The sequence below is a fragment of the Brenneria tiliae genome (genome assembly GCF_023347575.1).
GTDB lineage: Bacteria > Pseudomonadota > Gammaproteobacteria > Enterobacterales > Enterobacteriaceae > Brenneria > Brenneria corticis.
The window spans coordinates 19,971-46,463 of the sequence record NZ_JAKPCB010000101.1 but is presented as its reverse complement, the minus strand read 5'-3'; the positions used below and the strand labels follow the sequence as shown (position 1 = coordinate 46,463).

At 58.6% G+C, this 26,493-nt stretch carries 29 protein-coding genes; all 29 read right to left on the bottom strand.

Features of this window, described 5'->3' with window-relative positions; genetic code table 11:
• Positions 1 to 58: 58 nt before the first annotated feature.
• On the bottom strand, positions 59 to 664 hold the full coding sequence (locus MFP24_RS17150; RefSeq protein ID WP_249231507.1) for a hypothetical protein: 606 nt from the start codon (positions 662 to 664) through the stop codon (positions 59 to 61).
• Complete coding sequence (gene ssp4 / locus MFP24_RS17145) at positions 661 to 1,626, bottom strand: Ssp4 family T6SS effector (RefSeq protein ID WP_249231506.1); 966 nt, start codon at positions 1,624 to 1,626, stop codon at positions 661 to 663. The genes MFP24_RS17150 and ssp4 overlap by 4 nt, the downstream gene beginning before the upstream one ends.
• A gap of 192 nt (positions 1,627 to 1,818) precedes the next feature.
• Entirely contained in the window at positions 1,819 to 3,045 is a 1,227-nt protein-coding gene (locus tag MFP24_RS17140; protein WP_249231788.1) for a beta-ketoacyl-ACP synthase, read from the bottom strand.
• Complete coding sequence (locus tag MFP24_RS17135; protein WP_249231505.1) at positions 3,045 to 3,776, bottom strand: 3-ketoacyl-ACP reductase FabG2; 732 nt, start codon at positions 3,774 to 3,776, stop codon at positions 3,045 to 3,047. The genes MFP24_RS17140 and MFP24_RS17135 overlap by 1 nt, the downstream gene beginning before the upstream one ends.
• Entirely contained in the window at positions 3,773 to 4,249 is a 477-nt protein-coding gene (locus tag MFP24_RS17130) for a hotdog family protein (protein WP_249231504.1), read from the bottom strand. Before MFP24_RS17130 ends, MFP24_RS17135 begins: the two co-directional genes overlap by 4 nt.
• The gene (locus MFP24_RS17125) at positions 4,242 to 5,399 is read right to left on the bottom strand and encodes a beta-ketoacyl-[acyl-carrier-protein] synthase family protein (RefSeq protein ID WP_249231503.1); all 1,158 of its coding nucleotides are present in this window, start codon (positions 5,397 to 5,399) and stop codon (positions 4,242 to 4,244) included. Before MFP24_RS17125 ends, MFP24_RS17130 begins: the two co-directional genes overlap by 8 nt.
• 1 nt (position 5,400) lies before the next feature.
• A complete protein-coding gene (locus tag MFP24_RS17120; protein ID WP_249231502.1) occupies positions 5,401 to 5,973 on the bottom strand; it encodes a DUF3261 domain-containing protein in 573 nt (190 codons plus the stop codon).
• Positions 5,970 to 8,291 carry an MMPL family transporter gene (locus MFP24_RS17115; protein ID WP_249231787.1) on the bottom strand — a complete coding sequence of 774 codons (2,322 nt, stop codon included), beginning with the start codon at positions 8,289 to 8,291 and terminating at the stop codon, positions 5,970 to 5,972. The genes MFP24_RS17120 and MFP24_RS17115 overlap by 4 nt, the downstream gene beginning before the upstream one ends.
• Positions 8,263 to 8,868, bottom strand: a complete 606-nt coding sequence (locus MFP24_RS17110) for a LolA family protein (RefSeq protein ID WP_249231501.1) — start codon at positions 8,866 to 8,868, stop codon at positions 8,263 to 8,265. Before MFP24_RS17110 ends, MFP24_RS17115 begins: the two co-directional genes overlap by 29 nt.
• A complete protein-coding gene (locus MFP24_RS17105; protein WP_136164514.1) occupies positions 8,865 to 9,287 on the bottom strand; it encodes an acyl-CoA thioesterase in 423 nt (140 codons plus the stop codon). Before MFP24_RS17105 ends, MFP24_RS17110 begins: the two co-directional genes overlap by 4 nt.
• A gap of 2 nt (positions 9,288 to 9,289) precedes the next feature.
• On the bottom strand, positions 9,290 to 10,999 hold the full coding sequence (locus MFP24_RS17100; RefSeq protein WP_249231500.1) for a glycosyltransferase family 2 protein: 1,710 nt from the start codon (positions 10,997 to 10,999) through the stop codon (positions 9,290 to 9,292).
• Between the two features lie 4 nt (positions 11,000 to 11,003).
• Positions 11,004 to 11,357 carry an ApeI family dehydratase gene (locus MFP24_RS17095; protein ID WP_249231499.1) on the bottom strand — a complete coding sequence of 118 codons (354 nt, stop codon included), beginning with the start codon at positions 11,355 to 11,357 and terminating at the stop codon, positions 11,004 to 11,006.
• A complete protein-coding gene (locus MFP24_RS17090; RefSeq protein WP_249231786.1) occupies positions 11,344 to 12,696 on the bottom strand; it encodes an AMP-binding protein in 1,353 nt (450 codons plus the stop codon). The genes MFP24_RS17095 and MFP24_RS17090 overlap by 14 nt, the downstream gene beginning before the upstream one ends.
• Positions 12,693 to 13,253 (bottom strand): COG4648 family protein, encoded by a 561-nt coding sequence (locus tag MFP24_RS17085; protein WP_249231498.1) that lies wholly within the window; start codon positions 13,251 to 13,253, stop codon positions 12,693 to 12,695. The genes MFP24_RS17090 and MFP24_RS17085 overlap by 4 nt, the downstream gene beginning before the upstream one ends.
• A 15-nt stretch (positions 13,254 to 13,268) precedes the next feature.
• Positions 13,269 to 13,520 carry an acyl carrier protein gene (locus tag MFP24_RS17080; RefSeq protein ID WP_071778500.1) on the bottom strand — a complete coding sequence of 84 codons (252 nt, stop codon included), beginning with the start codon at positions 13,518 to 13,520 and terminating at the stop codon, positions 13,269 to 13,271.
• 18 nt (positions 13,521 to 13,538) lie between these two features.
• Positions 13,539 to 13,805, bottom strand: coding sequence for a phosphopantetheine-binding protein (locus MFP24_RS17075; RefSeq protein ID WP_009115063.1), 267 nt, complete (start codon positions 13,803 to 13,805; stop codon positions 13,539 to 13,541).
• Between the two features lie 16 nt (positions 13,806 to 13,821).
• Positions 13,822 to 14,613, bottom strand: a complete 792-nt coding sequence (locus tag MFP24_RS17070; protein WP_249231497.1) for a lysophospholipid acyltransferase family protein — start codon at positions 14,611 to 14,613, stop codon at positions 13,822 to 13,824.
• Positions 14,606 to 15,334 (bottom strand): beta-ketoacyl synthase chain length factor, encoded by a 729-nt coding sequence (locus tag MFP24_RS17065; RefSeq protein WP_249231496.1) that lies wholly within the window; start codon positions 15,332 to 15,334, stop codon positions 14,606 to 14,608. The genes MFP24_RS17070 and MFP24_RS17065 overlap by 8 nt, the downstream gene beginning before the upstream one ends.
• A 63-nt stretch (positions 15,335 to 15,397) precedes the next feature.
• On the bottom strand, positions 15,398 to 16,465 hold the full coding sequence (locus MFP24_RS17060; protein WP_249231495.1) for a methyltransferase: 1,068 nt from the start codon (positions 16,463 to 16,465) through the stop codon (positions 15,398 to 15,400).
• 80 nt (positions 16,466 to 16,545) lie between these two features.
• Positions 16,546 to 16,932, bottom strand: coding sequence for a hypothetical protein (locus MFP24_RS17055; RefSeq protein ID WP_249231494.1), 387 nt, complete (start codon positions 16,930 to 16,932; stop codon positions 16,546 to 16,548).
• Between the two features lie 250 nt (positions 16,933 to 17,182).
• Positions 17,183 to 19,012, bottom strand: coding sequence for a glutamine--fructose-6-phosphate transaminase (isomerizing) (gene glmS / locus MFP24_RS17050; RefSeq protein WP_249231493.1), 1,830 nt, complete (start codon positions 19,010 to 19,012; stop codon positions 17,183 to 17,185).
• A gap of 189 nt (positions 19,013 to 19,201) precedes the next feature.
• A complete protein-coding gene (glmU, locus tag MFP24_RS17045) occupies positions 19,202 to 20,572 on the bottom strand; it encodes a bifunctional UDP-N-acetylglucosamine diphosphorylase/glucosamine-1-phosphate N-acetyltransferase GlmU (RefSeq protein WP_249231492.1) in 1,371 nt (456 codons plus the stop codon).
• 240 nt (positions 20,573 to 20,812) lie between these two features.
• Positions 20,813 to 21,226, bottom strand: a complete 414-nt coding sequence (locus MFP24_RS17040) for a F0F1 ATP synthase subunit epsilon (protein WP_249231785.1) — start codon at positions 21,224 to 21,226, stop codon at positions 20,813 to 20,815.
• A gap of 28 nt (positions 21,227 to 21,254) precedes the next feature.
• Positions 21,255 to 22,637, bottom strand: a complete 1,383-nt coding sequence (atpD, locus tag MFP24_RS17035) for a F0F1 ATP synthase subunit beta (protein ID WP_136164502.1) — start codon at positions 22,635 to 22,637, stop codon at positions 21,255 to 21,257.
• A gap of 32 nt (positions 22,638 to 22,669) precedes the next feature.
• Positions 22,670 to 23,533, bottom strand: a complete 864-nt coding sequence (atpG, locus tag MFP24_RS17030) for a F0F1 ATP synthase subunit gamma (protein ID WP_249231491.1) — start codon at positions 23,531 to 23,533, stop codon at positions 22,670 to 22,672.
• Between the two features lie 52 nt (positions 23,534 to 23,585).
• Positions 23,586 to 25,127: a F0F1 ATP synthase subunit alpha gene (gene atpA, locus MFP24_RS17025; RefSeq protein WP_249231490.1), complete on the bottom strand. Its 1,542-nt coding sequence runs from the start codon at positions 25,125 to 25,127 to the stop codon at positions 23,586 to 23,588.
• Between the two features lie 12 nt (positions 25,128 to 25,139).
• Positions 25,140 to 25,673 (bottom strand): F0F1 ATP synthase subunit delta, encoded by a 534-nt coding sequence (gene atpH, locus MFP24_RS17020; RefSeq protein WP_249231489.1) that lies wholly within the window; start codon positions 25,671 to 25,673, stop codon positions 25,140 to 25,142.
• A 14-nt stretch (positions 25,674 to 25,687) separates the two neighbouring features.
• Entirely contained in the window at positions 25,688 to 26,158 is a 471-nt protein-coding gene (gene atpF / locus MFP24_RS17015) for a F0F1 ATP synthase subunit B (RefSeq protein ID WP_136164498.1), read from the bottom strand.
• A 64-nt stretch (positions 26,159 to 26,222) separates the two neighbouring features.
• Positions 26,223 to 26,462 (bottom strand): F0F1 ATP synthase subunit C, encoded by a 240-nt coding sequence (gene atpE / locus MFP24_RS17010; protein ID WP_005976545.1) that lies wholly within the window; start codon positions 26,460 to 26,462, stop codon positions 26,223 to 26,225.
• Between the last annotated feature and the right edge of the window lie 31 nt (positions 26,463 to 26,493).

Below are 26,493 nucleotides of genomic sequence, written 5' to 3'. Positions count from 1 at the left end.
TTATGACATAGCGGACGATACAGACGCTTTTACGATAAACACGCGCTTATCGACAAATTTACGTTTTGCTTATTTTGCGCATTCTGACCTGTTTTGCAGCATGGGCAAGGCGCTTCGTTCTGCAATACAACGCAAAGATAAAAAAAGCGCGGCTATTCATTAACCAGCGACAGCACCAAAGCACAACGAATTCACCAATGAAGAAAATCACTTTTTTCGTATCATGCAATCCTTCAACGAAGGCGGTGTATCCTGATGTGGCAATCAACATAAAAAAAACAATAATAAATAGATAATTAAAAAAAACTAATCCCTGCACCTGCCCACGCGCGATAAAACGAGCGGCAGAAAGTAAAATGATTAAGAAAATCGACATGGCGCCAAAATATATCGATATAAAAACGACTGGCGCCAGATGGAAAGAATATAACGTAAATACCATATTTACTGAAAACGCTACCAGTAAAATGAGGTAAATTCCACCGGCAGCAAAAGGGTGGGGAATCGCCTGTTCATAAAGGGGTTTATCAAAATAGTCTTCCATTTCCCGCGTTGAGCGCTCGGTCAGCGTATATCCCCCTTGCCGGATTGCCGTATCAATCTCTTTCCCATGAGCGATGAGATCCTGAAAAGTGCTGCCAACAATGAGCTCTATCCACTTCATTTTATTGTCGCCAGAGACTGAAGAGTGCCCAAAACATAATTTCCTGTACGTCGCACATTACCAGGCGCGGCAACCACACCGCTAACGGCGCTTCCGGTAAATGCCATTGCGCTATTAAGTGTATTGATCAACTGTTTTTGCAATTCTCTTTGAACAGGCTCAACAGGAAAACGCTTCGGATAGATTCCTGCACGAATCATCGCTTTAATTTCTTTATTGGAAATGCCAGGGTTTTGAGCTTTGATAATTTGCTCTGTAAGACGAGCGCGATCCTGACGCGGATAGGTTTTTAACCAGTCACGAACTTTCAGCGATGATATAGATTTCATGGCGTTATATGTTCTTAATACCTCTCTCAGCGCACCACCCGCCGCCGCAAGCGAGATCAAATCCAAAGCCGTTGAAGTCGCTATATACCAATCCTCTGAATCCAACCAGCTAACCGTTTGAGAATCTAATAATCCAATATCTACTACGCGCAATGTACCGTTAATACATTGAGCCCCCGTCGCCATCGTGCCCGCATAAGCAAGAACAGCTAATGCACCACTGGCGCCAGCAGTGATAGGCATAGCCGAAGATCCGAAAATAAAAACAGCAGCAGTTAGTAACGAAGCGCCACAGGATAATGCCGTTGATGCAATTTCCACCCCCAATGAAGGTGAAGATACAGCCTCTTTGATGCTCTTTTCCGTAAAGTGACTATTAAATTGAGGCACTTTGCTGACAACCACATGCGTTACCTGACTATGCGACGGATTGGCATAGCGGCGAGAAGGGCGAACCAGAAAACTGCGGGCGCCATCATTGAAAATGATGCCGGCCTGATTGAACGTGCGATGGCAATCCATCGCCTGCCCCAGCGCTTTAAAATCAAAGTCCGCCCCGGCGCCATTTCCCATCCATCGGGAAAAATCGTAATTCGTTAATCCATGTTCAGCAGAATAATTCAGCGCAGTCATTTATCTATCTCCATCCGTTGGGGAAAATTAGCGACTATATATGCTCCCGCATTCTCTTATTACCCACAATAGATTGCAAGATGCCGGAAAGCGGCCATGGCTTTTCGCGGGATATCGCGCGCTGACCGCGGCGATATCCCGATACCCTGCTTTATTATTTGCCTGACGGATCGGTTGCCCCGTTATCCCAATTTACCTCCAGCGGCGAAAAATCAGCGAGGTATTGATGCCGCCAAAGGCAAAGTTATTGGACTGCACATAGTCGGTGTCGATATAACGCGGCTCGTCCATAATATAATCCAGCGCGCCGCAGTCTTCCGCCGGCTGCCGCAGATTGAGGGTGGGGGCGAACCAGCCTTCGCGCATCATTTCAATACTCATCCAGGCCTCCAGCGCGCCGCAGGCGCCCAGGGTGTGGCCGAAATAACTTTTCAGGGAAGAAATCGGCGTCGCGTCGCCGAAAACCGCCGCCGTCGCCAGGCTTTCCGCCACGTCTCCGCGATCCGTCGCCGTGCCGTGCGCATTGATATAACCGATATCGCCGGCGCTCAGCCCCGCGCAGCGCAGTGAACCCTCGATACAAATCTGCATGGTTTCGCGCTGCGGCTGGGTGATGTGCGCCGCGTCGCAGTTGGTATAGAACCCCACCAGCTCGGCGTAAATGGTCGCCCCGCGCGCCTGCGCGTGCTCCAGCTCTTCCAGCACCAGCGTCCCGGCGCCCTCGCCGATCACCAGCCCGTCGCGCCCGGCGTCGAAAGGCGACGGCGTAGTGTGCGGGGCGTCATTGCGCTGGCTGGTGGCGAACAGGGTGTCAAACACCGCCGCCTCCGAAGGGCACAGCTCCTCCGCGCCGCCGGCGACCATCACCGTCTGGTAGCCGTGGCGAATCGCTTCCCAGGCGTAGCCAATCGCCTGGCTGCCGGAGGTACAGGCGCTGGAGGTGGGGATAACGCGGCCGCGCAGGCCGAAGAACAGCCCGGCATTCACCGCCGTGGTGTGCGGCATCATCTGTACATAGGTGGTGCCGGTAATATTGTTGGTATGCTTTTCCGTCAGCATGGTGGCGAAATCGCTCACCGGACCGGTGCTGCCCGTCGACGAGCCGTAGGCGATGCCGGTTTCCCCGCTGGTCAATACCGGATGCTCCAGCAGCCCCGCCTGTTGCAGCGCCAGCTCGGTGGCGCGCGTCGCCATCAGCGAGACGCGCCCCATGGAGCGAATGCGTTTACGAGTGTAATGCTCCGGCAACGTGAAATCATCAATCGGCGAGCCCAGCTGCGTATTCAGACCGTCGTACACCCGCCACTCCGGCATCTTGCGTATCGCATTGCGCCCGGCGCGCAGGCCGTCGGACACGCGCTGCCAGGACTCGCCAAACGCGGTTACGCCGCCCATTCCCGTTACCACCACACGACGCATCACAGCATCCCTCCGTTAATAGAAATCACCTGACGCGTTACGTATCCGGCGATATCGGACATAAGATAGCTCGCCAGCCCCGCGACCTCATCCGCCTGCCCCATGCGTTTCATGGGGATCATTTTCATCGCTTCTGCAACGGCTGGCGGCTCCATTTGAATCATGCCGGTATCGATCAATCCGGGGGCGATGCAGTTGACGGTAATTTTCCGCTTCGCCAGCTCGACGGCCAGCGCCTTGGAAGCGCCGATAATCCCGGCCTTCGCCGCGCTGTAGTTAACCTGCCCGCGGTTGCCCATTATCCCGGAAACCGAGGACAGGGTAATGATGCGCCCCCCCTGGCGCAGGCCGATCATCGGCATTACGCAGGGGTGGATCACGTTATAGAAGCTATCGAGATTGGTGTGGATCACGCTGTCCCAGGCGTGGTCGTCCAGCGCGGGAAAGGCGCCGTCGCTGGTAATGCCGGCATTGCTGACCACGCCGTAATAGGAGCCGTGCGCCTCGATATCCTGCCCGATAACCGCGCGGCACGCCTCCCGGTCGGCGATATCGAACCCGAGGATACGGCCGGCGCCGTTGGCGTCGAGGATGCGGCGCAGCGTATCTTCAGCGCCGTCTCTGTCGCGGTGGTAATGCACCGCGACGGTAAAACCATCCGCCGCCAGGCGCAGGGCGATGGCTCGACCAATCCCCTTACTGGCGCCGGTCACTAACACGCTACGCGTCATGACTCTTTTCCCTGTGCTAAAAGTTGCTTTAATTCGTGGTCGTCGGGCTGATAGGTATTGAGCCTGCCGGAGGCGTATTTTTCACCGTTAATCCTGATTTCGCCGTCAAAACAGCCGATTTTTTCATCACGCATCAATAGGGTCACGCTCACATCAAGCTGCGACGCGGCGGGAAAAAACGCCTGCCGACAGCGATAGCCCCGCCCGCCCAGCAGCATGCCGGGACGCGGTTTTTGATCATGGTTTTGGCGAGCGTGCCAGCCCGCCCACACGCCAATCGTCTGGGCGATGATTTCAATGCCGAACCAGGCGGGCAGATGCCCCGCGCTATCCAGAAAAGGCGCCAGAATGCCGTCGCGGCTCACCGCCACCCGGCAGCGGGCGCGTTCATTATCGACGTGCATCACCTCGTCCACCAGCACCATCGGCGATTCGTGGGGCAGATAGCTCGCCGCCGGCAGATAGTCAGCCATGGGCTTTCCCCACAATCAGGCAGGCGTTATTGCCGCCGAAGGCAAAGGAGTTGGACAGGATGACCGGGCGGGCAAGCCGCCCCGGTTCGCTGAGCAAACCGCAGGGCGGCAGCGTTTCATCCCGCGCGCCCTGTGAAAAATCCTGCGGCGGCAAGGGAAGATCGCGCGTCAGCAGCAGCCAGCAGATGGCCGCCTCGCAAATACCCGCCGCGCCCAGCGTATGGCCGGTCAGGTGCTTGGTGGAACTACAGGGCACGCGCTCGCCAAAGATTGACTGCACCACTTTCGCCTCGATCCGATCGTTAAGGCGCGTCGCCGTGCCGTGCAGATTGATGTAGCCGATATCCTCGGGCCGCAGCCCGGCGTGCGCCAACGCCATGCGGATCGCCCGCGCCGCGCCTTCCCCTTCGGGATGCGGCGCCGACATATGGTGCGCATCGGAAGATTCGCCGACGCCCAGCAGCGATACGCCGTCAGGCTCGCCGCTAATCAGCATCAAGGCGGCCCCTTCGCCAATGGTAATCCCGTTGCGGCGCTCGCTGAACGGCTGGCAGCGCGTCGGCGACAGGGACTCCAGACTGTCGAAGCCATTGAGCGGCATGCGGCTCAGCGTGTCCGCGCCGCCGACGATCGCCGCATCCGCCAGCCCGGCGTCAATCAGCCGTTTCCCGCTGATCAGCGCCCTGGCGCTGGAAGAGCAGGCGGTGGAAAGGGTATAGGCCGGGCCGTTCAGCCGCAGATAGGCGGCCAGAAAACGCGAGGGATCGCCCAGCTCCTGCTGGGCATAACGATAGCCCGGCAGATTACTGCTGACGTAGCGATCGGCTTCGTCCAGACCCGAGGTGCTGGTTCCCAGGATCACGGCGACGCGATCGGCGCCGAACCGGGCGATGGCCTTATCCACCTGCGGACGGATTTGCGCCAGCGCCGCCAGCAACAGTCGATTATTACGGCTGTCGTGCTCGGCCAGCGCCGACGGTATCGCCGGCAAATCCGCATCGACGTTGCCGGTCCAGCACGCTTTTCCCTGCACCAGCCAGCCGCCGTCGGGGCGCATGCCCGGCGCGACGCCGCCGGCAAGGTTGTCGGCCATCTCATCCAGCGTGTTGCCCAAGGCGTTAAGCGCACCCACAGCGTTAATGTAAATCATGCTAGCCGTCCAGATGTTGAATAACGATATGGTAACCAAAGGCGAACTGCTGAACGCTGATGGGCTCACGCCGATCGTTGCGCGTCATATAGCGAATTTCCGTAATCAAATCGCCGCCATTATCCCGCAGCTGCCTGCTGTCGCCATTATCCCGTAGCGTCCAGCCGGCGGGAAGCTGTTTCTGCCATAGGGCTATCGGCCAGTGGCTCAGCATAATATCCGCCAGCACCTGGCTGGCCGGCGGCATCTGCGGCAGCACGATGGACTGCTCGGTGCGGATGCCCTGCGCGTCATAGGTCACCAGAAACAGGCGAATACCGATTGAAGAGAGCCCGACCAGAGAGAGCTGTTTGTCGTCGGCGCTTAGCATCACCAGCAGCGACTGCCGCTTGCCGCCAAAGGTTCCGGTCAACAGCTGTTGCTCATTGACGGCCGGCGTAATGCCCGGCGCCGGCAGCGTCACTTTCACCCCCGGCTTGAGCCACGCCTGCGGGCGGGGGTCGTCATGCTTGCCGGCGCAGCCGCTCAGCAACAGCGCGCCGACCAGCAATAGCCCGCATCGTAAAAACGTCATTTTCTTTTCCCTTTTGAATCAGGCAACGCCAGCGGCGCCAGCAGAAAGGCGGTAAAAATACCGCTGCACAGCACAATGCCGAAGCTGCCGATCGCCGGCGTGCTGCTGAACACCAGCATGCCGAGCGTCAACAGCGCCACGCACATCGCCAGCGTAACCGCCAGCAGCGAGGTCATCGGCGTGCCGCGCGGGTTGCTGAAAAACAGCGTGTAGTTAATGCCGATGCCCAGCACCAGCACCAGGGCCAGCAATGAAAACAGGTTCAGCGCATGGCCGCTCAGCGCCAGCGCCGCCAGCCCGCCGCCCAGCGACAGCAGCGAAGGCACCACGCTCAGCAGCCCGCGGCGCGGCCCCAGACGCAGAACATAGCTCAGGGCAATCGCCGCCAGCGCCGCCGCCAACAGCCAGCCCAGCATCACGCGGTAAAAACCGAACAGCTCATCGAAGCTGCTTTTGCGGTCAATCCACGCCACGCCGGGCAGCGTTGTCGCCAGCTGGGCCAAGGCGGCGCCGTCGCCGACGCCGCCGACCGGCACCAGCACCCCGCTTTTGCCCTGCGCCAGAGTCAGCCACAGCAGCCGCCACCCTTCGCTTATCGGGCTGTTCAGCCAGGTTTCAGGCGTTACCGGCATCGGCTGCACATCCGGCGGCGCCGCCTCCACGCCCGCCTCGTTAAGACGCCCGATCACCGCGGGCGCCGCCGCCGCAATCAGCTGCGCATCGCGCTGCTGCTGCCGCAGCGAAGAGAGCGGCAGCAGGCGGTAGGTGGTTAACCACCCGTTACGCTGCGCGTCGCGCAGTTTGGGCGCCAGCTGCTCCAGCCGCTGCAGGGTTTGCTGCGCGCTGTCGCCGTAGACCACAAACCAGGTTTGCTCGGCGCTCTGTCCCGTCAGCGCGGTTATCTGTCTCTCCTGCTGCATTAACGCCGCCGGCAGCGCCTGAAGCTGCGAAATATCATCGTTCACCTCCAGCCGCAGCAGCCCGGCCGCGGAGATAACCAGCAGCGCCAGCGGCAGCCCCCAGCGAAGCTTGCGGTTACGCCGCCAGGCGGCCAGCCAGCGCCGCATCGCCACCATGGCGGGAACCGGCCGTACCGGCAGCCCCCTGACCAGAAAAGGATACCAGCACACCACCGTCAGGCAGGACGCCGTCAGCCCCGTCGCCGCAAATACCGCCAGCTGTTGTAAACCGGGAAACGGCGCCAGCGCCATCATCAGATAAGCGATCGCCGCCGTCCCCAGCGCCAGCAGCAAGGCGGGCAGCACTTTTCTCAGGCTCTCAAGCGCCGAAACGCTGCCGCCGTGCACCATGCGCTCGGTCAGGTAATACAGGGTGTAGTCCGCCGAAATGCCGACGATGCTGATGCTCATCACCAGCGTCATCAGATGCAGCTCGCCGAACAGCAGCAGCGTAAACACCGTTCCCGCCAGCGCGCCGATCCCCACCGACAGCGCGCACAGCAGCAAAGGCCGCGGGGAGCGAAACACCGAGAAAATCAGCAGCAATACCCCCGCCACCGTCGCCGCGCCCAGGGTGGAGACGTCATGCTTCGCCTGCTGGCTGGCGTGGTTGCTGAACAGCACCGTACCGCGCGTCATCACCTCGGCGGTGGGGAACCGCGCGTGAAGCGACGCCTTGAGTTCCTCGAGCTTATCCACCAGCTGCCGGTTATGCTGCATATCGAACGAACCGCCGCGCAGCTCGCCGTGCAGGAAATACCAGCTGCGGCCCTGCGCATCTTTAGCGCTCAGCCAGCCCTGCGCCAGCCCCAGCCGGCTGGCGTTTTGCTGCATCGCCAGCTGCGAGCCGCGCACCAGCATCAGCGGGTCGTGACGCAGTTCGTTGCCGCTTACCCCGGCGAACGCCGAGTAAAGCTGCGCCAGCACCCAGTCCGCCTGCGCGCCGCCGCCATTTTCCAGCCGGGCGCGCGCGGCGGGATCAACCAGCCCGTTGCGGTGTTCAAATACGAACTTTCCCCATTGCTGCTGCCGATCGGCGTCAATCGGGCCTTTAACGTTTTGCAGCTCGGGAAGCGCCCGCAGCTGCTGCAGCCACCACTCGGCCACCGCCGGGTCCGCCCGCTCGCCGGACGTCACCAGCCACACCATCTGCCGGTCGAGGCGCTGCATAAATCCCTGCTGCAGTTCGGGGGGAACGACGCCCATCGACTGCTGCGGCAGCAGCGCAAGCACGCTGCTGTTGATCTGCGCCTTCGGCAACAGGTAGAGCAGCGCGGCGATCAGCGCAAGACAGCCTATCCCCCAGAAAACGGCCGCCCGGCGCACCCGGTTAGAAAACGAAACGCCGCTGCTCGTCATCACTTAACGTCCTGGGTGTGAGCCGTTGATTGCTCAGGGTAATTCTGGTCATATCGCCCTGGCGATCGTCCAGTTCGATACCGTCGAGAAACTCGCCGCCGTTCAGCGTGATGGCGTTGAACAGCTTATCCAGCGGCGAGGTTTTCGGCGTCAGCAACAGCCGCCACCGCCCCTGGCCGAGATCGCTGAAGCCGATGGCGAAGTTTTGCTCCAGCACGCGGCGATCGGCCTGAAACAGGGCGCGCAGCAGGTGATTGAACTGAAACATCTGCGGATTGTTTTCCGCGGTGACAATCTGCGGCGGCTGATCGTTCATCACCTGCACCATGCGCGTATCATCCAGCACCATGGTCAGGGAGAACGGCGAGGCCTGGTGCCACCACAGCCCTTTGTCCTGGGCGATTAACAGCTGGCCGCTGGATTTAAGCGGCTTCGCCATGCCCTTGATGGCGCGCAGCTGGGTAAAGTCGGCGCGCACCACCGGCTGACTGCTGAACCGCTGTTGCAGCTCGTCCAGCGTGACGCCCTGCGCCGCGCCGCTCAACAGCAGTAAAACCGCAATCATTATTCGTATCATGGCGTCACTCCAAGGCGCTCAAACAAAATGGGGGGAGAAACAAAACTCAGCTCGCGGCTCCCTTCCTCCACCGCCACCTGAATCGTATAGCCGGTGGTGGTGCGCCGGCCGCTTTGCGCGTCGAAAATCTGGTAGACGATGCGCAGACGGTTTTCCACTTCGTCGACGGTGGCCCGTACGCGGATACGCTGTTCATAGGTCAGCGCCGCGCGGTACTTCACCCGCGTATCCACCACCGGCCAGACATAGCCGGAAGCCTTCATCTCGCGGTAGCCGTAGTTGAACTTGCTGAGCAACGCCTCGCGAGCCACTTCGAAAAAGCGAAAATAGTTGCCGTGCCAGACCACGCCCATGGGATCGCAGTCATGGAAAGAGACCGTCAGTTCTACCTCATGGCTTAAACGGGGATCGTTTAACACTGTTACTCCTTTTTCCCGGCGGCCGGCCTGTTATCAGGCAGGCTCCAGAAATCAAAAAAATTAAACCAGTCGAGGGGAGACTTGAGCGCATAGTGCGCCAGGCGTTCGGCGTAGCGATCGACCGCCTGCTGCAAGGCTTGCTGACGGGCGTCCCGCGGCAGCGCCAGGGGGTCGGCAAACGGCTCGCAGTAAACGCGCAGCCTTTGGCCTTCACGCAGCACGAACATCAGCAGTACCGGGCAGCGCAACGCCGCCGCCAGCACGAAAGGCCCCTGGGGAAAAGGCGCCTCGCGGCCGAGAAAACGGCTCCACACCACGCGCCGCGCCCCGCCGCGCTGGCGGTTTACCGCCGTGCGATCGCCCACGATCGCCACCCACTCGCCGGCATCCAGCTTTTGTTGCAGCAATATGGCGGTGTCCGGGCCGATATCGCTGACCGGGATAAGGTTTACCCCCGCCTGCGGCGCTATCTCTTCCAGCAGCCGTTTAAAGCGCTGCGAGTTTTCGGTGAACACCAGCGCATTGATCGCCAGCCCGCTCACCTGCTGCGCCAGCGCCCGGCAGACTTCGATATCGCCAAGATGGGACGCCAGGATCAACTGCCCGCGTCGTCGCCCCCGTTCAATGGTCTCACGGGCGCCGGGGGCGAAATCGATCTCTTTTCCCCAGCGTAAATCCCCGCGCCAGCTGGCGATTTTATCCAGCATCGCCTGACCGAAACGCAGAAAATGGCGATAGCTGTTGAGCGGTTTAGGCAAAGCCAGCTCATGCCGACGCGCGTAATCGGTTACCTGGCGCAGCCACGCCTGCGACGCCTGGCGCTGCGCGCTGCCGGTAAGCCAGTAAAAGGCGATCACCGGCCAGAGAAACAGGGTAAACGCCCCGCGCCCCAGCAGTTGATAAACCGCCAGCATAAAACGCATGCCGAGCAACCCCTTGCGCTCGCCGACGCTCGACCAATGCGCCTGGCGGCGGCGCTTCAGCAGCGCGGGGATACGCGGCAGCATGCCGAAAAACAGCCGGGCGTGCATGCGGGAGATACGCAGGTTGTCGCGCAGCGCATCGAAATGAGACAGCCCGTCGTGCGGATAGATCACCGCCGTCTCGACGAAGCGGCTGGGCGTTCCCGCCCAGTAAAGCCGCACCATGATTTCGGTATCGAAATCCATCCGCCGGCCCACGGGCTGTCGAGCAATCAGGGATAAAGAGGCGTCGACCGGGTAGACCCGAAATCCGCACATGCTGTCCCGCAGGGAAAACGAGAGCGTTTCAATCCACACCCAGATATGGGTGATATAGCGCCCGTAAAGGCGCGATTTCGGCACCGACTCATCGTAAACCGGCCGGCCGGAGATCAGATGGTCGGGATAACGTTTCGCCTGCGCCAACAGCCTAGGCGCATCCTCAATCCGGTGCTGTCCGTCGGCGTCCACCTGCAGCGCATGGCTATACCCGGCCTGCGCCGCGGCCTCCAGACCGCGGATTACCGCCGCCCCTTTCCCGCCATTCTGCGCCAGACGCAGCAGAACGACGCCGTCGTTTTCCGCCGCCAGCTGCTCCAACACCCTTTGCGTCGGCGCGGCGCTGCCGTCATCGACGATGAAAATCGGCAGGGAAAGCGCCGCCAAACGCGCCATAACGTCGCGCATCATGGCGCCGTGGTTATAGCAGGGGATCACCACGCAGGGTGAGAACGGGCCATTCACTGACATGGGCTTAATTCCGGCATAGTTTGATTTTTCCGCTGCTGGAGGTTCGCTCCGTCTCATCCCCCGCAATATGGTAGCTGAAAGCGAGACACTGCTTCCCGGCATGCCACGTCAACGCCAGGCGCAGGGTGTTGCCGGGCAGGATCGGCTGCTGGAACTTGATATTTTCCACCGCCGAAAACCGCCAGCCCGGCGCCAGCAGCTCAACGCCGTAATGCAACGCCCAGTCCAGCTGCGCCACGCCGGGTAATAACGGCAGACCGTGAAAATGGCCTTTAAACCACAACAGATCCGCAGCCGCCAGCAGGGTAAGCTCGGCCCGCGGCTGCGCGATCCGCCGGGAAAGCTCAACGGGTAGCATGAAATAACGCCTGTATCTGCGGCCAGGCGCGTTTGCTCTGGCTGTTATGGGGAATAACCTCGACGACGCGCCAGAAACGCGGCATCGCCAGCGGCTCCAGCCATTGATGCAGCTGATGCCGCCATTGGCGCTTGAGCCGCGGCAGATCGGCGGCCAGCGCCGGGGAGGTCAGCACCAGCACCACGCCGATGCCGCTGCGCTCGGGGCGCGCGATCGGCAGCGCGACGGCGTCGGCGATTTCCGGCAGTTCGAGCAAACGCCGCTCGATCTCGCTGAGGGAGATGCGTTTATCTTCTATTTTAACCACCCGATCGTGCCGCCCGCAGAGCTGAAAGTTCCCCGCGTCGTCAAACGACAGCCGGTCATCCAGTTTCTGCCCCGCCGGATGCGGGATCAGCGCCGAACGCGCCCACCAGTTATCCTGCTCGTCAGGCGACAACGATACGCCGGCGAACAGCCGCCACGGCGTGTTTTCAGCCCGGCGGGAGCGCCAGGCCAGCACGCCGGTTTCCGTGCTGCCGTATATTTCATCAACCGGGGCGGCAAACCAGCGCTGCGCCGCCTCGGCGTTCGTCCAGGGCAGGACGCCGCCGGCGGAAACGATCAACCGACAGGACGGAGGGGCGAGCGAACGGTCGATGCGCCGCAAAAAAGCCGGGCTGCTGATAAAAACATAGCGCCGCTGCCGGTCCTGGGCGGTTAGCTGTTCGGTATACAGCAGTTGCCGACTGTCGAAACGCAGGCCCAGCGCCATCGGCAGCCAGATGCGGAAGGTGAGCCCATACATATGCTGGTGGGTCACCGAGGCGACAACGCAACAGCCTTGCAATCGCTCCCCCCAGCATTGCGCCAGCCAGCGCGACTCCTCATCCAGACAGCGCACCGGTTTCACCACCTGCCGCGGTTTGCCGGTCGATCCGGAGGTAAAAAGCACAATGCGGGCGTCATCCGCGATCTCGGGCAGTGCGGCGTCGCTGCCTTGATCGTCGGCGGTTACCTTAAATAGGGGGCAGGACAGATTGATTGCGGCATCGGTCAGCAGGCCGTCGAATTCGTCGGCCTGCTCCTGCAGCACCGACTGCCGGCAGTGTCCGGGAATAACCGGAACCTTTCCCGCATGCAGCGCCGCCAGTAACCCGATGGTAAAATGGTAACTGTCCTCAAAGCACAGCGCCCAGCGCGACTCTTTGCGGCCGAGCAGCTGCCGGCACAGTTTCGCCACCTGCCGTTTCAACATCTCCAGCGTGAATGCGCGCGCGCCATTGCCGGCGACAATGCGCTGCGCATCGTCATCGCCGTTCAGCCAGCCGCCGATAGCCCGGGGGGTAACGCGGCTCATGCCTCTCTTCTCACCCGCTGGCGTACTAGCCATTCGCCCCCCATCAATAGTCCCATCAGCAGATAGCTGACCATGCCGTTCCATAACGCCCACCAATGAACATTGCCGGCCAGGCAAGTCAGCACGGCGATAGCGCCGTTAACAATAAAAAACAGGCACCAGATCTGCGTTACGCGGCGCGTATAGGCGACGGCCCGCGCCGGGAGTTGCGGCTCCCGCAAACGGGCAAGGCGCTCCACCAGCGGCATTCCGCTATACAGGGAGCCGCCGAACAGCAGCAACAGCGCGGCGTTGACCGCCACCGGATACCACAATAACCATTGGCCGTCGCGCAGCAGCAAACCGGCAAGCGACAGCGCCGCCCCCGTTGCCGCCAGCAGCAGCCCCGTCCCCTTGAACGGGTGCTTATCGCCCCGCAAGGTGGCGAAGCGCAGAATAAACGCCAGCGCCAGCACCGGCAGCAGCCAGCGATGATCGGGGCGGGTAACGCTGAACCACACCAGAAAAGGCCAGGCCAGCGTCATCAGCCAGCTCAGGCCGTTTATCAGCGTACGCATCGCCCGCCCGCACGGTTAGCCTTCATTAATCAGCCGTTCCACCGCATCCGCCACGTCCTGCACGGTACGCACCGATTTAAAGGTTTCCGGCGAAATTTTGCGGCCGATGCGCTTTTGCAGATGCACCACCATATCCACCGCGTCGATACTGTCCAGTTCAAGATCTTCATACAGGCGCGACTCCGGCTTGATGTCATCCGCCTCCAGCTCGAACAGCTTGACCAGCAGGCCGGTAATTTCCTGATAAATTTCGTTTTTATCCATCATTGACTCGTTATTCTATTATCAGGCACCCACTGCGCGCTGAGTGTTAATGAAAGCGGCCAGGGTCGCAACGGAAAAAAAGTGCCGGCGCATCTCTTCGCTTTCCGCGGAAAGCACCACGCCATAGCGATTTTTTACCGCCAGCCCCAGCTCAAGGGCATCGATGGAATCCAGACCGAGGCCGTCGCCGAACAGCGGCGCATCGGTTTCAATTTCATCGACGCTAACGTCTTCAAGATTCAGAGATTCAATAATCATCTGTTTGATTTCGATAAATATATTTTCCATGCCTTTTCCCGAATAGTTATATTTTTTCTGGTGTTAAAGATTGTTGCAAAAGGCGATTCAGACGACGCGCAGCCAGAGGATGCGGGTCTTCCGGCGCCATAAAAGTCTTATTGGCGATGCGTTCGCGCACGCTGACCGTGAAATAGGGTTTCTCCGGCGGAATATGATACCAACGACTTTGCTTATCCAACATCCTCTGACTACAGCGAATGTGCACGATGCGCAAATCACAGCCGCAGCGCACGGCGATATTGGCGGCGCCGCGTTGCAATACCAGCGGCTCGCCGTAACGCGTGCGCGTGCCTTCGGGGAAAATAACGATCACATCCCCGTTCTCCAGCCTTTGCCGGCAATCGGGCAGCAGCGTCTCGGACTGGCTGTTGAGCAGGTAATTCGCCGAGCGGATAACGCCCCGAATAAAGAGATTATGCTGCAACTCGGCTTTAACCAGGCAATCCACATCCGGCATCACCGAGGCCAGCAACACGTAGTCAATTAACGACGGGTGGTTGGCGACCACCAGACAGCCGCGATCGGTTCGCAAAGTTTCAATTCCGTCGATTCTGTAATCCAGCACCCCCAGCGTACGCAAGATGCGCAAAAAGAAGCGAAAACTGGCCGATATGCTGCGGCGCGCCAGCTGACGGCGGCGAAGGGCGTCGCGCTGAATCAGCAGCAGATTGAACCACACCAGCGACAGCAGTAAACCGCCGAGGCCAAACATCACAAAGCAGCAGCCGGTCATCATTAGCCGCCATAAGCGATTTAAACGCGATGATGAACGTAATACCAATGAAGACTCAGACATCGCGCCGCTCCCACTGCCAGTCGAGCCGTTCACCGCGGATAGTGAACGCGGACTGGCGCGCCAGAAACGCATGCAAAAACCGCAGGCTTTGTGGTAGTTCCGGCTCTTCACGCTGCGCCGCGGGCGACGACTGACAGCTGACCTCCTCGCCGCGGCCCAACAGCAGGGCAACGGCATAAGGATGGCGAGGCATCCACGGCGCAATATGCGGATGATAAAAGTCGGGGATCGCGCCGTCGAAATCCACCAGCAGAACGTTCTGATAACCGGCCGCCTGCAATGCCGCGACCTCAACCAATCCCTGCTGAAAAGAGTCGATGCCGGCCGCCAGCGATGTCGATACCAGCGGCGCCGCGGCGGCAATGGTCAGGCTTCCTACCGCCGCATTGTGAACCGACATGGCGAAATCGGTCGGGGAAATATTTTCATTACGCGACAACGCCAGCAGAATTCGCAGATTACGTTCCAATTCGCCGTGACGCGAGGTAAAAACAATCGCCTCGACGGACTGACGGCGCAGCAGCGCCAATCCGCAATCCACCGCCAAACGGCTGCCGCTGTTTAAACGGCGCGCCGTCATCATCGGCAGTTGACGGCATTTTTCCAGCGGCCGGTCGGCGTCTATCGCCGCCGGCAGCATCGCCCAGCGCCGCCAGCCGTCGATATCGCCGAGCCCCGGCGCGCCGGCCTGCCAGTCAAGGATTGAAAAAGCGAGTTTCATACTATTGTTCTTCCGGTGTTACATAAACCAGCAGCACGCATGCCATATCACTACCGTCGCTGTTTATTGCTTTTTACAGATAAGCAGGGTGTGGCCGATACCCAGGCCGTCGACCTGCCGCTCCACGATAAATCCCGCGGCGCTCAACAGCGGCAAAAAGCGCCGCGCCGCATAAAAACGGCTGGTGCCGTTGGCAAGACAGGTAAAATAGAGCGACGAGGCGTTCAGGCAGAAAGCCCCGGCCTCCCACTGCTGGCGATCCCAGAAAATCTCCAGAATACAGACGCGCGCGTCCGCTTTCATCGACCGCGCGATTTTGCGCAGAATGGCGACGATTTGCGCCTCGCCAAAACAGTCGAGAAACTGGCTCATCCACCAGATATCCGCCTCGCCCGGCAGCGGACTATCCGCGAGCATATCCACCGCCACGCCGCAAATACGATCGGATTTGCCTGTATCTGCAATATTTGACGTCGCCAGCGCTATCTGCTCAGGCAGATCAAGAATGGTAATCCGCACGTCGGGATCGTAGTCGCAACAGCGTAGCGCCCACTTACCGGTATTCCCCCCCACGTCGTACAGGTGCCGCGGCTTGTGCCGAAAAATATGCGGCAAAGCGGCATCGAACGCGGCGTCGGAGTAGAAATGATCAAAAGCGAACCAGCTCTTTTTCGCCTGCGGCGGCAGCTGACTCAAGGCCGGGTAAATAGTCGGCCACTCGCCGAAAACCTTTAATCCCGCAGGCTTGCTTTTCGCCAGCGCTTCATCAAGATAAAACATCCCCTGGTAACAAACGTCCTGGGTAAAGTCCATATTGACGCGGGTCATGGGATCGTGAAGCAGGTAGTGGCCGATTTTGGACAAAAAATAGTCGTCATCGCGCTGAATGACAATGCGTCCGCTAAGGCCGACGTCCAGCAGCAGTTCAACCGCATAGCGGCTTAGCGAGGTGATATTGACGATATCATCCAGACTTGCCCCTTGCTGGCCGCACTTATCCAGAAACGCCAGAATACCCTGATTCCGCAGGTTGATAGCCGCCTGAAACAGCATCGGCGCGAAAGCGATACGCTGAGCTTCGGTAATGGCGTCCAGCGCGCTGACATTATCTTTGTCATATCCGTAGGACACGATAATTTCCCTTGAGGTGGCAAATGCGACTAAGCGAAAAAACCAAAACAGCCGAATAGCGCCTATTCGGCTGGTAAAAATTATTTAATCTGCTGTCCCGCCAGTTTTAATTGAATTTCACGGTCCAGGTTATTTATCCAACGATTATAATTGCGGTGAATTTTCCCACCGATCGCCAACAGATTCTGACTGCTGACGTAATTGATGGAATAACTGGTTGGTGAGTAATTAATACGGATATCGGCAACATGACCGCGCTGATCGATGCGGCCGTTGATAACGCCCGGCGAAACGGGCGTCATTACCCATTCACGCTCCAGGCCGGCCTGAAGAATGGCCTTTCTTACCTGGTCGCTGCTGTAATTTGCCGTAATCGGCTTGGTCACATTCGCCACGGGGGCGGTGCGGGCACAGCCGGTCAACGCTAAAACACAGGCCAATCCGACGAATATAAGCTGTTTTTTCATAAAATCCCTATCAATTGATAAAAATTGAACCGCCTAAAAGTACCGGCGCCTGATGCCAAAGGTAATAATTAGCGCATCATGCAAACTATTTTACACAAAACAGATATAACCTGACAAAAATCCGTCATTGCAGTCGAATAAAACCAATGCGCGAAAAAAAGGTCATAGCGTAAAAAAGACAAAAAAATCCGCCCGCTGGAAACCCGCTAACCGAGTCGCCGCCGGGCGGATGGGATTTTAACGCCAGGGTTTATTCCACCGTGACCGACTTGGCCAGATTACGCGGCTGATCGACGTCGGTGCCTTTAATCAGCGCAACGTGGTAAGCCAGCAATTGCAGCGGTACGGTATAGAAAATCGGCGCAATTACCTCTTCAATATGCGGCAGCGGAATAATTTTCATATTTTCGCTGCTGACGAAGCCGGCATCCTGATCGGCGAAGACATACAGCTCGCCGCCGCGGGCGCGCACCTCTTCGATATTGGATTTCAGTTTTTCCAGCAGTTCATTATTCGGCGCCACCACCACCACCGGCATATCCGCATCAATCAGCGCCAGCGGCCCGTGTTTCAGTTCACCGGCGGCGTAGGCCTCGGCGTGGATATAGGAGATTTCCTTCAGCTTCAGCGCCCCTTCCATGGCGATCGGGTACTGATCGCCGCGACCCAGGAACAGCGCATGATGCTTATCGGAGAAACCTTCCGCCAGCGACTCGATAAGGCTGTCCTGCGACAGCATCTGCTCGATACGCGCCGGCAGCGCCTGCAAACCGTGCACAATATTGTGCTCGATCTGCGCGTCCATGCCGCGCAGGCGGCCGATACGCGCCACCAGCATCAACAGTACGGTTAGCTGGGTGGTGAACGCTTTGGTGGAAGCCACGCCGATTTCAACGCCCGCTTTGGTCATCAGCGCCAGATCGGACTCGCGCACCAGCGAAGAACCGGCCACGTTACAAATAGCCAGCGATCCCAGATAGCCGAGATCCTTGGACAACCTCAGCGCCGCCAGGGTGTCCGCGGTTTCTCCCGACTGCGACAGGGTAATCATCAGGCTGTTTTTACGCACCGCCGGTTGGCGATAGCGGAATTCGGAGGCGATTTCCACGTCGCACGGCACGCCCGCCAGCGCTTCAAACCAGTAGCGGGACACCATGCCGGAATTGTAAGAGGTGCCGCAGGCGATGATTTGCACATGCTCGACCTTCGCCAACAGCTCATCCGCCTGCGGGCCCAATTCAGAAAGATTGACTTCGCCGTGGCTGAAACGCCCTTCGAGGGTATTTTTGATCGCCACCGGCTGCTCATAGATCTCTTTCTGCATATAGTGACGATAGGCGCCCTTGTCGCCGGCATCGTAATTGACTTTCGACTCGATCTCTTCACGTTCGGCAAGGTTGCCGGCTTTATCAAATACGCGCACGTCGCGGCGCGTAATTTCAGCGACATCGCCCTCTTCCAGGAAGATAAAGCGGCGGGTAACCGGCAGCAGCGCCAACTGGTCGGAAGCAATAAAGTTTTCCCCCACGCCGCGGCCGATAACCAGCGGGCTGCCCGAGCGCGCGGCCACCAGTACGCTCGGGTCGCGGCTATCCAGCACCACCATGCCATAGGCGCCGCGCAGCTGCGGGATAACCCGCTTGACCACCTCGACCAGCGAACCGCCCTGCTTCTGTTCGAAATGAACCAGATGCGCCACCACCTCGGTATCCGTTTCCGAAGCGAAGCGATAGCCGCGTTCAATCAGCAGTTCACGCAGCGGTTCATGGTTTTCGATAATACCGTTATGGACGATGATGATATTTTCAGAAACATGGGGATGCGCATTGGCCTCCGAAGGTTCGCCGTGGGTCGCCCAACGGGTATGGGCAATCCCGGTGCCGCCATGCAGCGCATGCTCTTCGGCCGCCTGGGCCAGAATCTGAACTTTTCCCAAACGCCGCAGACGGGCGACCTGCCCTTCGTTGTCGACCACGGCCAGACCGGCGGAGTCGTAACCTCGGTATTCAAGACGACGTAAACCTTCCAACAAAATTTCTGCAATATCACGTTGCGCAACAGCGCCTACAATTCCACACATCGATTGTATTCCTATTAAAGTGACATATTGTGTCACCGGATATGTCTTAGACCTGATTGTTCCGGTTTTTCCGGATTCCCCGAGCCTGGTAGAAAGTTGGGGATTATTATGTTTTGCCTTGCGCTTCTTATGACGATAACAAACGCAGGGCAAAACGGCCTCCGCCGCCGGCGAAGGCCGATAAGCCGCTTATTTCTTCTTCACCGGACGTTGCCAACCGGCTTTATGGTTCTGTTCTTTGCGGTTATAGACCAGCTCCGCGCCATTGACGTCTTTCATCACCGTGGTGCCCGCGGCGATAGTGGCTCCCGCGGCCACCGTGACCGGCGCCACCAGTTGGGTGTCCGAACCGACAAACACGTCATCGCCGATGATCGTTTTATACTTATTGGCGCCGTCATAGTTACAGGTGATGGTTCCCGCCCCGATATTGACCCCGGCGCCGATATCGGCATCGCCCAGGTAGCTCAGATGACCGGCCTTCGAGCCTTTGCCCAGACGGGCTTTTTTCATCTCGACAAAGTTGCCGACGTGCGCGCCTTCTTCCAGCGCGGCGCCGGGGCGCAAACGGGCGAACGGCCCGATGGTGCAGTTGGCTTCCAGCACAGCGTCTTCCAACACCGAGTATGGACTGATTTCACAATCATCACCAATCACGCTGTTTTTTATCACGCAGCCCACGCCGATTTTAACCCGATGCCCCAGCGTAACCCGGCCTTCCACCACCACGTTGGCGTCAATGGCAACATCCCGGCCGTGCAGCAGTTCCCCACGCAGATCAAAGCGTTGGGGATCGAGCAGCATCACGCCGGCCAGCAGCAGTTTATCCGCCTGCCGGCGTTGATAAACCCGCTCCAGCGCCGCAAGCTGCAGGCGGTTATTCACCCCTTCCACGTCGCTCAGACGCTCGGGATGCACCGCGACGACGCTGCGACCTTCCGCCGCCGCCATGGCGATGATATCGGTGATGTAGTACTCGCCCTGGGCGTTATCGTTATTCAATTGGCTTAACCAGCGCTGCAAATCTTCGCCGTTGGCGACCAGAATGCCGGTATTGATTTCATTAATCCGCCGCTGTTCCTCGCTGGCGTCTTTATGTTCGACGATCCCGACGATCGCGCCGTTTTCACGCACGATACGCCCATAGCCGGTGGGATCGTCCAGCTTCACGGTAAGCAGGCCGATGCCGCCCTGCGGCTTAGCCTGCAGCAGACGTTGCAGCGTGGCCGGTGAAATCAGCGGCACATCGCCGTACAGCATCAGAATATCTTCATCAGCGCTAAAATAGGGCGCCGCCTGCTGCATGGCGTGCCCGGTCCCCAACTGCTCCGCCTGTAACACCCAGTTTAACGCCGGATCGGACAGTTCGCGCCGCAGTAAGTCGCCCCCGTGGCCGTAAACCAGATGAACATGCTGCGCGCCGGTGGTCATGGCGGCGTCAATCACATGCTGGACCATCGGTTTACCCGCCAGCGGGTGCAAAACTTTAGGAAGATCGGAGTACATGCGGGTTCCTTTACCGGCAGCAAGGATAACCACACTCATAGCGCTGTTCGACATAAGCATCCTGACGAGAACTGATTGGCGGACAATCAATAAGGAATAGGAAAAAGAATAGCCAAAGTGTACCTAAACTTATACTGAAAGCGGACCGTTTTTGATGGGTTTTTTCTGAAAAGGGGGGACTGAAAATACAGGCGGGCTAATCTCATCGACGCCGTTCACCGCGGCTTACGCCGATATGAAAAAAGCCGATCGGGTTTTATCCCGGCCGGCTTTTGTTTATCACGCTTCTATCCGTTACATCGTTTTTCTGGTCAGTTCGATAACCCGCAGCTTGGCAATCGCTTTGCTCAGCTCGGCGGAAGCCTGGGCATAATCCACGTCGCCGTGCGAGTTGCGAATATGATCTTCGGCTTTGCGTTTCGCTTCCAGCGCCCGCGCTTCGTCCAGATCCTGCCCGCGGATGGCGGTATCGGACAGTACGGTAACCATATTCGGCTGCACCTCGAGGACGCCGCCGGACAGGTAGATATACTCTTCTTCACCGTGCTGTTTAACAATACGCACCATGCCGGGCTTAATGGCAGTCAGCAGAGGGGCATGTCCCGGATAAATACCCAGTTCGCCTTCGCTCCCGGTTACCTGGATTTTCTGCACCAGGCCGGAGAACATTTCCTGTTCCGCACTAACGACATCCAGATGGTAAGTCATAGCAGCCATATCACCCTCCTACAAGGCGTTACAGTTTCTTGGCCTTTTCCACTGCTTCTTCAATGGAACCAACCATGTAGAACGCCTGCTCCGGCAGGTGGTCGTATTCGCCGTCCATAATACCTTTAAAACCGCGAATGGTATCTTTCAGGGAGACGTACTTGCCCGGAGAACCGGTGAACACTTCCGCCACGAAGAACGGCTGCGACAGGAAGCGTTGGATTTTACGCGCCCGGGATACCACCAGCTTGTCTTCTTCAGACAGCTCGTCCATACCCAGAATGGCGATGATATCCTTCAGCTCCTGGTAGCGTTGCAGAATGGACTGCACGCCGCGCGCCACGTCGTAGTGCTCCTGGCCCACAACCAGCGGATCCAACTGACGGCTGGTGGAATCCAGCGGGTCGACCGCAGGGTAGATACCCAGCGAGGCGATCTGACGGCTCAGTACCACGGTGGCGTCCAGGTGGGCGAAGGTGGTGGCCGGCGACGGGTCGGTCAAGTCATCCGCAGGCACGTAAACCGCCTGAACCGAGGTGATGGAACCGGTTTTGGTGGAGGTAATACGTTCTTGCAGTACGCCCATTTCTTCCGCCAGCGTCGGCTGGTAGCCCACCGCCGAAGGCATACGGCCCAACAGCGCGGACACTTCGGTACCGGCCAGGGTGTAGCGATAAATGTTATCGACGAACAGCAGTACGTCGCGCCCTTCATCACGGAATTTTTCCGCCATGGTCAGGCCGGTCAACGCCACGCGCAGACGGTTGCCCGGCGGCTCGTTCATCTGGCCGTATACCAGCGATACTTTATCGATAACGTTGGATTCGGTCATTTCGTGATAGAAGTCGTTACCTTCACGGGTACGTTCGCCCACGCCGGCAAACACCGAATAACCGGAGTGCTCGATGGCGATGTTACGGATAAGCTCCATCATGTTGACGGTTTTACCCACGCCGGCGCCGCCGAACAGGCCGACTTTACCGCCCTTGGCGAACGGACACATCAGGTCGATAACCTTGATGCCGGTTTCCAGCAGTTCCTGCGAGTTGGACAGTTCTTCGTAGCTCGGCGCCGCGCGGTGAATCGCCCAGCGGTCTTCTTCGCCGATGTCGCCTTTCATGTCGACCGGCTCGCCCAGCACGTTCATGATGCGGCCCAGGGTCGCTTTACCCACCGGGACTTCGATCGGGTGTCCCTGATTGGTGACCTTCAACCCGCGACGCAGGCCGTCGGAAGAGCCCATTGCGATACAGCGAACAACGCCGCCGCCCAACTGCTGCTGTACTTCCAGCACCAGTTTTTCCGCGCCGTTCTCTACCTCAAGCGCATCGTACACTTTTGGTACCGCATCCTGCGGGAACTCGACGTCCACCACGGCGCCGATTACCTGGATAATCTTTCCAGTAGCCATCTTGAATCCTCTACGTAATTCGTAAACCTGGTTTAAACCGCGGAGGCTCCCCCGACGATTTCGGTGAGTTCCTGGGTAATGCTGGCCTGACGAGCCTTGTTGTATACCAACTGCAACTCTTTGATCAGGCTGCCGCCGTTATCGGTCGCGGCTTTCATCGCCACCATTCGCGCGGCCTGTTCACTGGCCAGGTTCTCTACGACGCCCTGATAAACCTGCGACTCCACATAGCGGCGCAGCAGGGTGTCCAGCAGCGACTTGGGATCGGGCTCATACAGGTAATCCCAGGACTTTTTCTTCAACTCGCCGTCATCCGCGGGCGGCAACGGCAACAGCTGAGCAACCAGCGGTTCCTGAGACATGGTATTGATAAACCTGTTGCAGACGATATACAGCTTGTCCAGACGACCTTCGTCATAGGCCTGCAGCATAACTTTCACCGGCCCGATCAGTTCCGACACCGAAGGGTTATCCCCCATGCCGGTGACCTGGGCGACGATATTCCCGCCCACCGAATTGAAAAAAGAGACCGCTTTGGAGCCAATCAGCGCCAAATCGACATCAACGCCTTTCTCGTTCCAGGATTTCATTTCGCCCAGCAGCTTTTTGAACAGGTTAATGTTCAACCCGCCGCACAGGCCTCGGTCGGTAGACACCACCAGATACCCGACGCGCTTAACGTCCCGCTCTTCCAGGTAAGGGTGTTTATATTCCAGATTGCCCAACGCAAGGTGACCAATCACGTTGCGTATGGTTTTCGCATAAGGACGGCTGGCCGCCATACGTTCCTGCGATTTACGCATTTTGGAGGCGGCGACCATTTCCATCGCTTTGGTGATCTTTTGCGTATTCTGGACGCTTGCGATCTTACTACGTATCTCTTTTGCGCCGGCCATCTTTGCTTCTCCTCAAAGCCTTGCGGCCTGCTTTACAGCAGGCCACCGGGCGTTACCAGGACTGGGTTGCCTTAAAGGTATCGAGAATGTTTTTGAACTTACCCTCGATCTCGTCGTTATAAGCGCCAGACTGGTCGATTTGTTGCAGAAGTTCGCCGTGCTCGCGATCGGCATAGGCCAGCAGCGCCGCTTCAAAGCCGACGACTTTCGCAATTTCAACGTCTTCAAGGTAACCGCGTTCCGCCGCGTACAGCACCAGAGACTGCTGCGCAACCGACATCGGCGCATACTGTTTCTGCTTGAGCAACTCGGTCACTTTCTGACCGTGGTTCAGCTGTTTGCGCGTTGCATCATCCAGATCGGATGCAAACTGCGAGAACGCCGCCAGTTCACGATACTGCGCCAGCGCGGTACGAATACCCCCGGACAGCTTTTTCATGATCTTGGTCTGCGCGGCGCCGCCGACGCGGGATACCGAGATCCCCGGGTTGACCGCGGGACGGATACCGGCGTTGAACAGGTTGGATTCCAGGAAGATCTGACCGTCGGTGATCGAAATCACGTTGGTCGGAACGAACGCGGAAACGTCGCCGGCCTGGGTTTCGATAATCGGCAGCGCGGTCAGAGAACCGGTTTTACCTTTCACCTCGCCCTTGGTGTAAGCCTCGACGTAGTCGACGTTGACGCGCGCGGCCCGTTCCAGCAGACGGGAGTGCAGATAGAACACGTCCCCCGGATAGGCTTCACGGCCCGGCGGACGACGCAGCAGCAAAGAAATCTGACGATAGGCGACGGCCTGCTTGGACAGGTCGTCATAAATAATCAGCGCATCTTCGCCGCGGTCGCGGAAATATTCGCCCATGGCGCATCCGGCGTACGGCGCCAGATATTGCAGCGCGGCGGACTCGGACGCGGTCGCCACCACCACGATGGTGTTGGCCAGCGCGCCGTGCTCTTCCAGCTTACGCACCACGTTGGAGATGGTGGAGGCTTTCTGGCCGATGGCGACATAAACGCACTTGATGCCGGAATCGCGCTGGTTGATGATGGCGTCGATGGCCAGCGCCGTTTTACCGGTCTGACGGTCGCCGATGATCAGCTCGCGCTGACCGCGACCGATGGGGATCATGGCATCGACGGACTTATAGCCCGTCTGCACCGGCTGATCGACGGACTGACGCTCGATAACGCCGGGCGCAATCGCTTCAACCGCGGAGAAACCGTCGTGCTCCAGCGGACCTTTACCGTCGATCGGCGCGCCCAGGGTGTTGACCACGCGGCCCAGCAGACCGCGGCCGACCGGCACTTCCAGAATACGGCCGGTGCATTTTACCTTCATGCCTTCGGCCAGATCCGCATACGGCCCCATCACCACCGCACCAACGGAGTCGCGCTCCAGGTTCAGCGCAATCGCGTAGCGGTTGCCCGGCAGGGAAATCATCTCCCCCTGCATCACTTCGGCCAGGCCGTGAACGCGGATGATCCCGTCGCTGACGGAAACAATAGTACCTTCATTGTGAGCTTCGCTCACCACATTGAACTGAGCAATGCGCTGCTTGATCAGTTCGCTGATTTCGGTGGAATTCAGTTGCATGCTCCAGTCCCCTTAAGACTGCAAGACGTCTGCCAGACGTTCCAGACGACCGCGAATGCTGCCATCTATCACCATATCGCCCGCGCGTATCACCACGCCGGCCATGACAGACTTATCAATTTTGCAATTCAGCTTCACTTTGCGTGACAGACGTTTTTCCATCGCCGCGGCTATCTTCGACAGCTGCTGCTCATTCAACGTACCGGCGGAAACAACATCGACTTCAACCGTCGATTCCTGCGCCGCCCGCAGTTGAACAAATTGTGCCAGCACTTCGGGAAGCACCGGTAAACGTCCGTTCTCGGCCATCACCTTGATCAGGTTCTGCCCGGCTTCATCAAGTTGATCGCCACAAACGGCAATAAACGTTTTCGCCAGCTCAATCGGCGCTATCGCGCCGGAAAGCAACTCGGCAATCTGTTCGTTGCGCGTGACCTCGGCCGTAAACGCCAGCATATTCTGCCAGCGATCAACCGCCTGATTCTCAACCGCAAAGTCAAAAGCTGCTTTGGCGTAGGGGCGAGCTACCGTGACGTATTCAGACATCGGCCCCTCCCTCCTTACAGTTCAGCGACCAGTTTATCAACGATGTCGCTGTTGGCAGCTTCATCCACGGAACGTTCGATAATTTTCTCGGCACCGGCGATAGCCAACATGGCGACCTGCTTACGCAACTCTTCACGAGCGCGTTTGCGTTCGGCTTCAATTTCAGCCTGCGCCTGCGCGACAATTTTGTTACGTTCAGCTTCCGCTTCCGCTTTGGCTTCATCCAGGATCTGAGTACGGCGTTTGTTTGCCTGCTCGATGAGCACCTGGGCTTCCGCTTTGGCTTTCTTCAGTTGATCTGTCGCATTGGCCTGCGCCAGGTTCAAATCTTTTTTGGCACGTTCGGCAGAAGCCAGACCGTCAGCGATTTCCTTCTGACGCTTCTCGATGGCGGCCATAATCGGCGGCCATACGTACTTCATGCAGAACCAGACAAACAGGACGAACGCTATGGCCTGGCCGAGGATTGTTGCATTAATATTCACAGCACAATGCCTCTTTCAAAGTTAAATAAGTTGATGTTTCAACCCCGGCGGAAAACATCTCCGCTTAGGCCACCGCAAACATCACATACAGGCCCAGACCAACGGCAATCATCGGGATGGCGTCAACCAGGCCCATGACGATAAAGAACTGTGTACGCAGCAGAGGAATCAGATCAGGCTGACGCGCAGCGCCTTCCAAAAACTTACCACCCAGAATGCCGATACCGATCGCAGCACCGATTGCCGCCAAACCCATCATCAACGCGGCAGCCATGTACAGCAGATCCACACTCAGGTTTTCCATGACAGTCTCCAGTTTGTTTCAGTTAAAACGT

Coding starts and splice junctions, on each gene's coding strand:
- MFP24_RS17150 (WP_249231507.1), bottom strand. CDS start 664: ATGAAGTGGATAGAGCTCATTGTTGGCAGCACTTTTCAGGATCTCATC.
- ssp4 (WP_249231506.1), bottom strand. CDS start 1,626: ATGACTGCGCTGAATTATTCTGCTGAACATGGATTAACGAATTACGAT.
- MFP24_RS17140 (WP_249231788.1), bottom strand. CDS start 3,045: ATGCGTCGTGTGGTGGTAACGGGAATGGGCGGCGTAACCGCGTTTGGC.
- MFP24_RS17135 (WP_249231505.1), bottom strand. CDS start 3,776: ATGACGCGTAGCGTGTTAGTGACCGGCGCCAGTAAGGGGATTGGTCGA.
- MFP24_RS17130 (WP_249231504.1), bottom strand. CDS start 4,249: ATGGCTGACTATCTGCCGGCGGCGAGCTATCTGCCCCACGAATCGCCG.
- MFP24_RS17125 (WP_249231503.1), bottom strand. CDS start 5,399: ATGATTTACATTAACGCTGTGGGTGCGCTTAACGCCTTGGGCAACACG.
- MFP24_RS17120 (WP_249231502.1), bottom strand. CDS start 5,973: ATGACGTTTTTACGATGCGGGCTATTGCTGGTCGGCGCGCTGTTGCTG.
- MFP24_RS17115 (WP_249231787.1), bottom strand. CDS start 8,291: ATGACGAGCAGCGGCGTTTCGTTTTCTAACCGGGTGCGCCGGGCGGCC.
- MFP24_RS17110 (WP_249231501.1), bottom strand. CDS start 8,868: ATGATACGAATAATGATTGCGGTTTTACTGCTGTTGAGCGGCGCGGCG.
- MFP24_RS17100 (WP_249231500.1), bottom strand. CDS start 10,999: ATGTCAGTGAATGGCCCGTTCTCACCCTGCGTGGTGATCCCCTGCTAT.
- MFP24_RS17095 (WP_249231499.1), bottom strand. CDS start 11,357: ATGCTACCCGTTGAGCTTTCCCGGCGGATCGCGCAGCCGCGGGCCGAG.
- MFP24_RS17090 (WP_249231786.1), bottom strand. CDS start 12,696: ATGAGCCGCGTTACCCCCCGGGCTATCGGCGGCTGGCTGAACGGCGAT.
- MFP24_RS17085 (WP_249231498.1), bottom strand. CDS start 13,253: ATGCGTACGCTGATAAACGGCCTGAGCTGGCTGATGACGCTGGCCTGG.
- MFP24_RS17080 (WP_071778500.1), bottom strand. CDS start 13,520: ATGATGGATAAAAACGAAATTTATCAGGAAATTACCGGCCTGCTGGTC.
- MFP24_RS17075 (WP_009115063.1), bottom strand. CDS start 13,805: ATGGAAAATATATTTATCGAAATCAAACAGATGATTATTGAATCTCTG.
- MFP24_RS17070 (WP_249231497.1), bottom strand. CDS start 14,613: ATGTCTGAGTCTTCATTGGTATTACGTTCATCATCGCGTTTAAATCGC.
- MFP24_RS17065 (WP_249231496.1), bottom strand. CDS start 15,334: ATGAAACTCGCTTTTTCAATCCTTGACTGGCAGGCCGGCGCGCCGGGG.
- MFP24_RS17055 (WP_249231494.1), bottom strand. CDS start 16,932: ATGAAAAAACAGCTTATATTCGTCGGATTGGCCTGTGTTTTAGCGTTG.
- glmS (WP_249231493.1), bottom strand. CDS start 19,012: ATGTGTGGAATTGTAGGCGCTGTTGCGCAACGTGATATTGCAGAAATT.
- glmU (WP_249231492.1), bottom strand. CDS start 20,572: ATGTCGAACAGCGCTATGAGTGTGGTTATCCTTGCTGCCGGTAAAGGA.
- MFP24_RS17040 (WP_249231785.1), bottom strand. CDS start 21,226: ATGACTTACCATCTGGATGTCGTTAGTGCGGAACAGGAAATGTTCTCC.
- atpD (WP_136164502.1), bottom strand. CDS start 22,637: ATGGCTACTGGAAAGATTATCCAGGTAATCGGCGCCGTGGTGGACGTC.
- atpG (WP_249231491.1), bottom strand. CDS start 23,533: ATGGCCGGCGCAAAAGAGATACGTAGTAAGATCGCAAGCGTCCAGAAT.
- atpA (WP_249231490.1), bottom strand. CDS start 25,127: ATGCAACTGAATTCCACCGAAATCAGCGAACTGATCAAGCAGCGCATT.
- atpH (WP_249231489.1), bottom strand. CDS start 25,673: ATGTCTGAATACGTCACGGTAGCTCGCCCCTACGCCAAAGCAGCTTTT.
- atpE (WP_005976545.1), bottom strand. CDS start 26,462: ATGGAAAACCTGAGTGTGGATCTGCTGTACATGGCTGCCGCGTTGATG.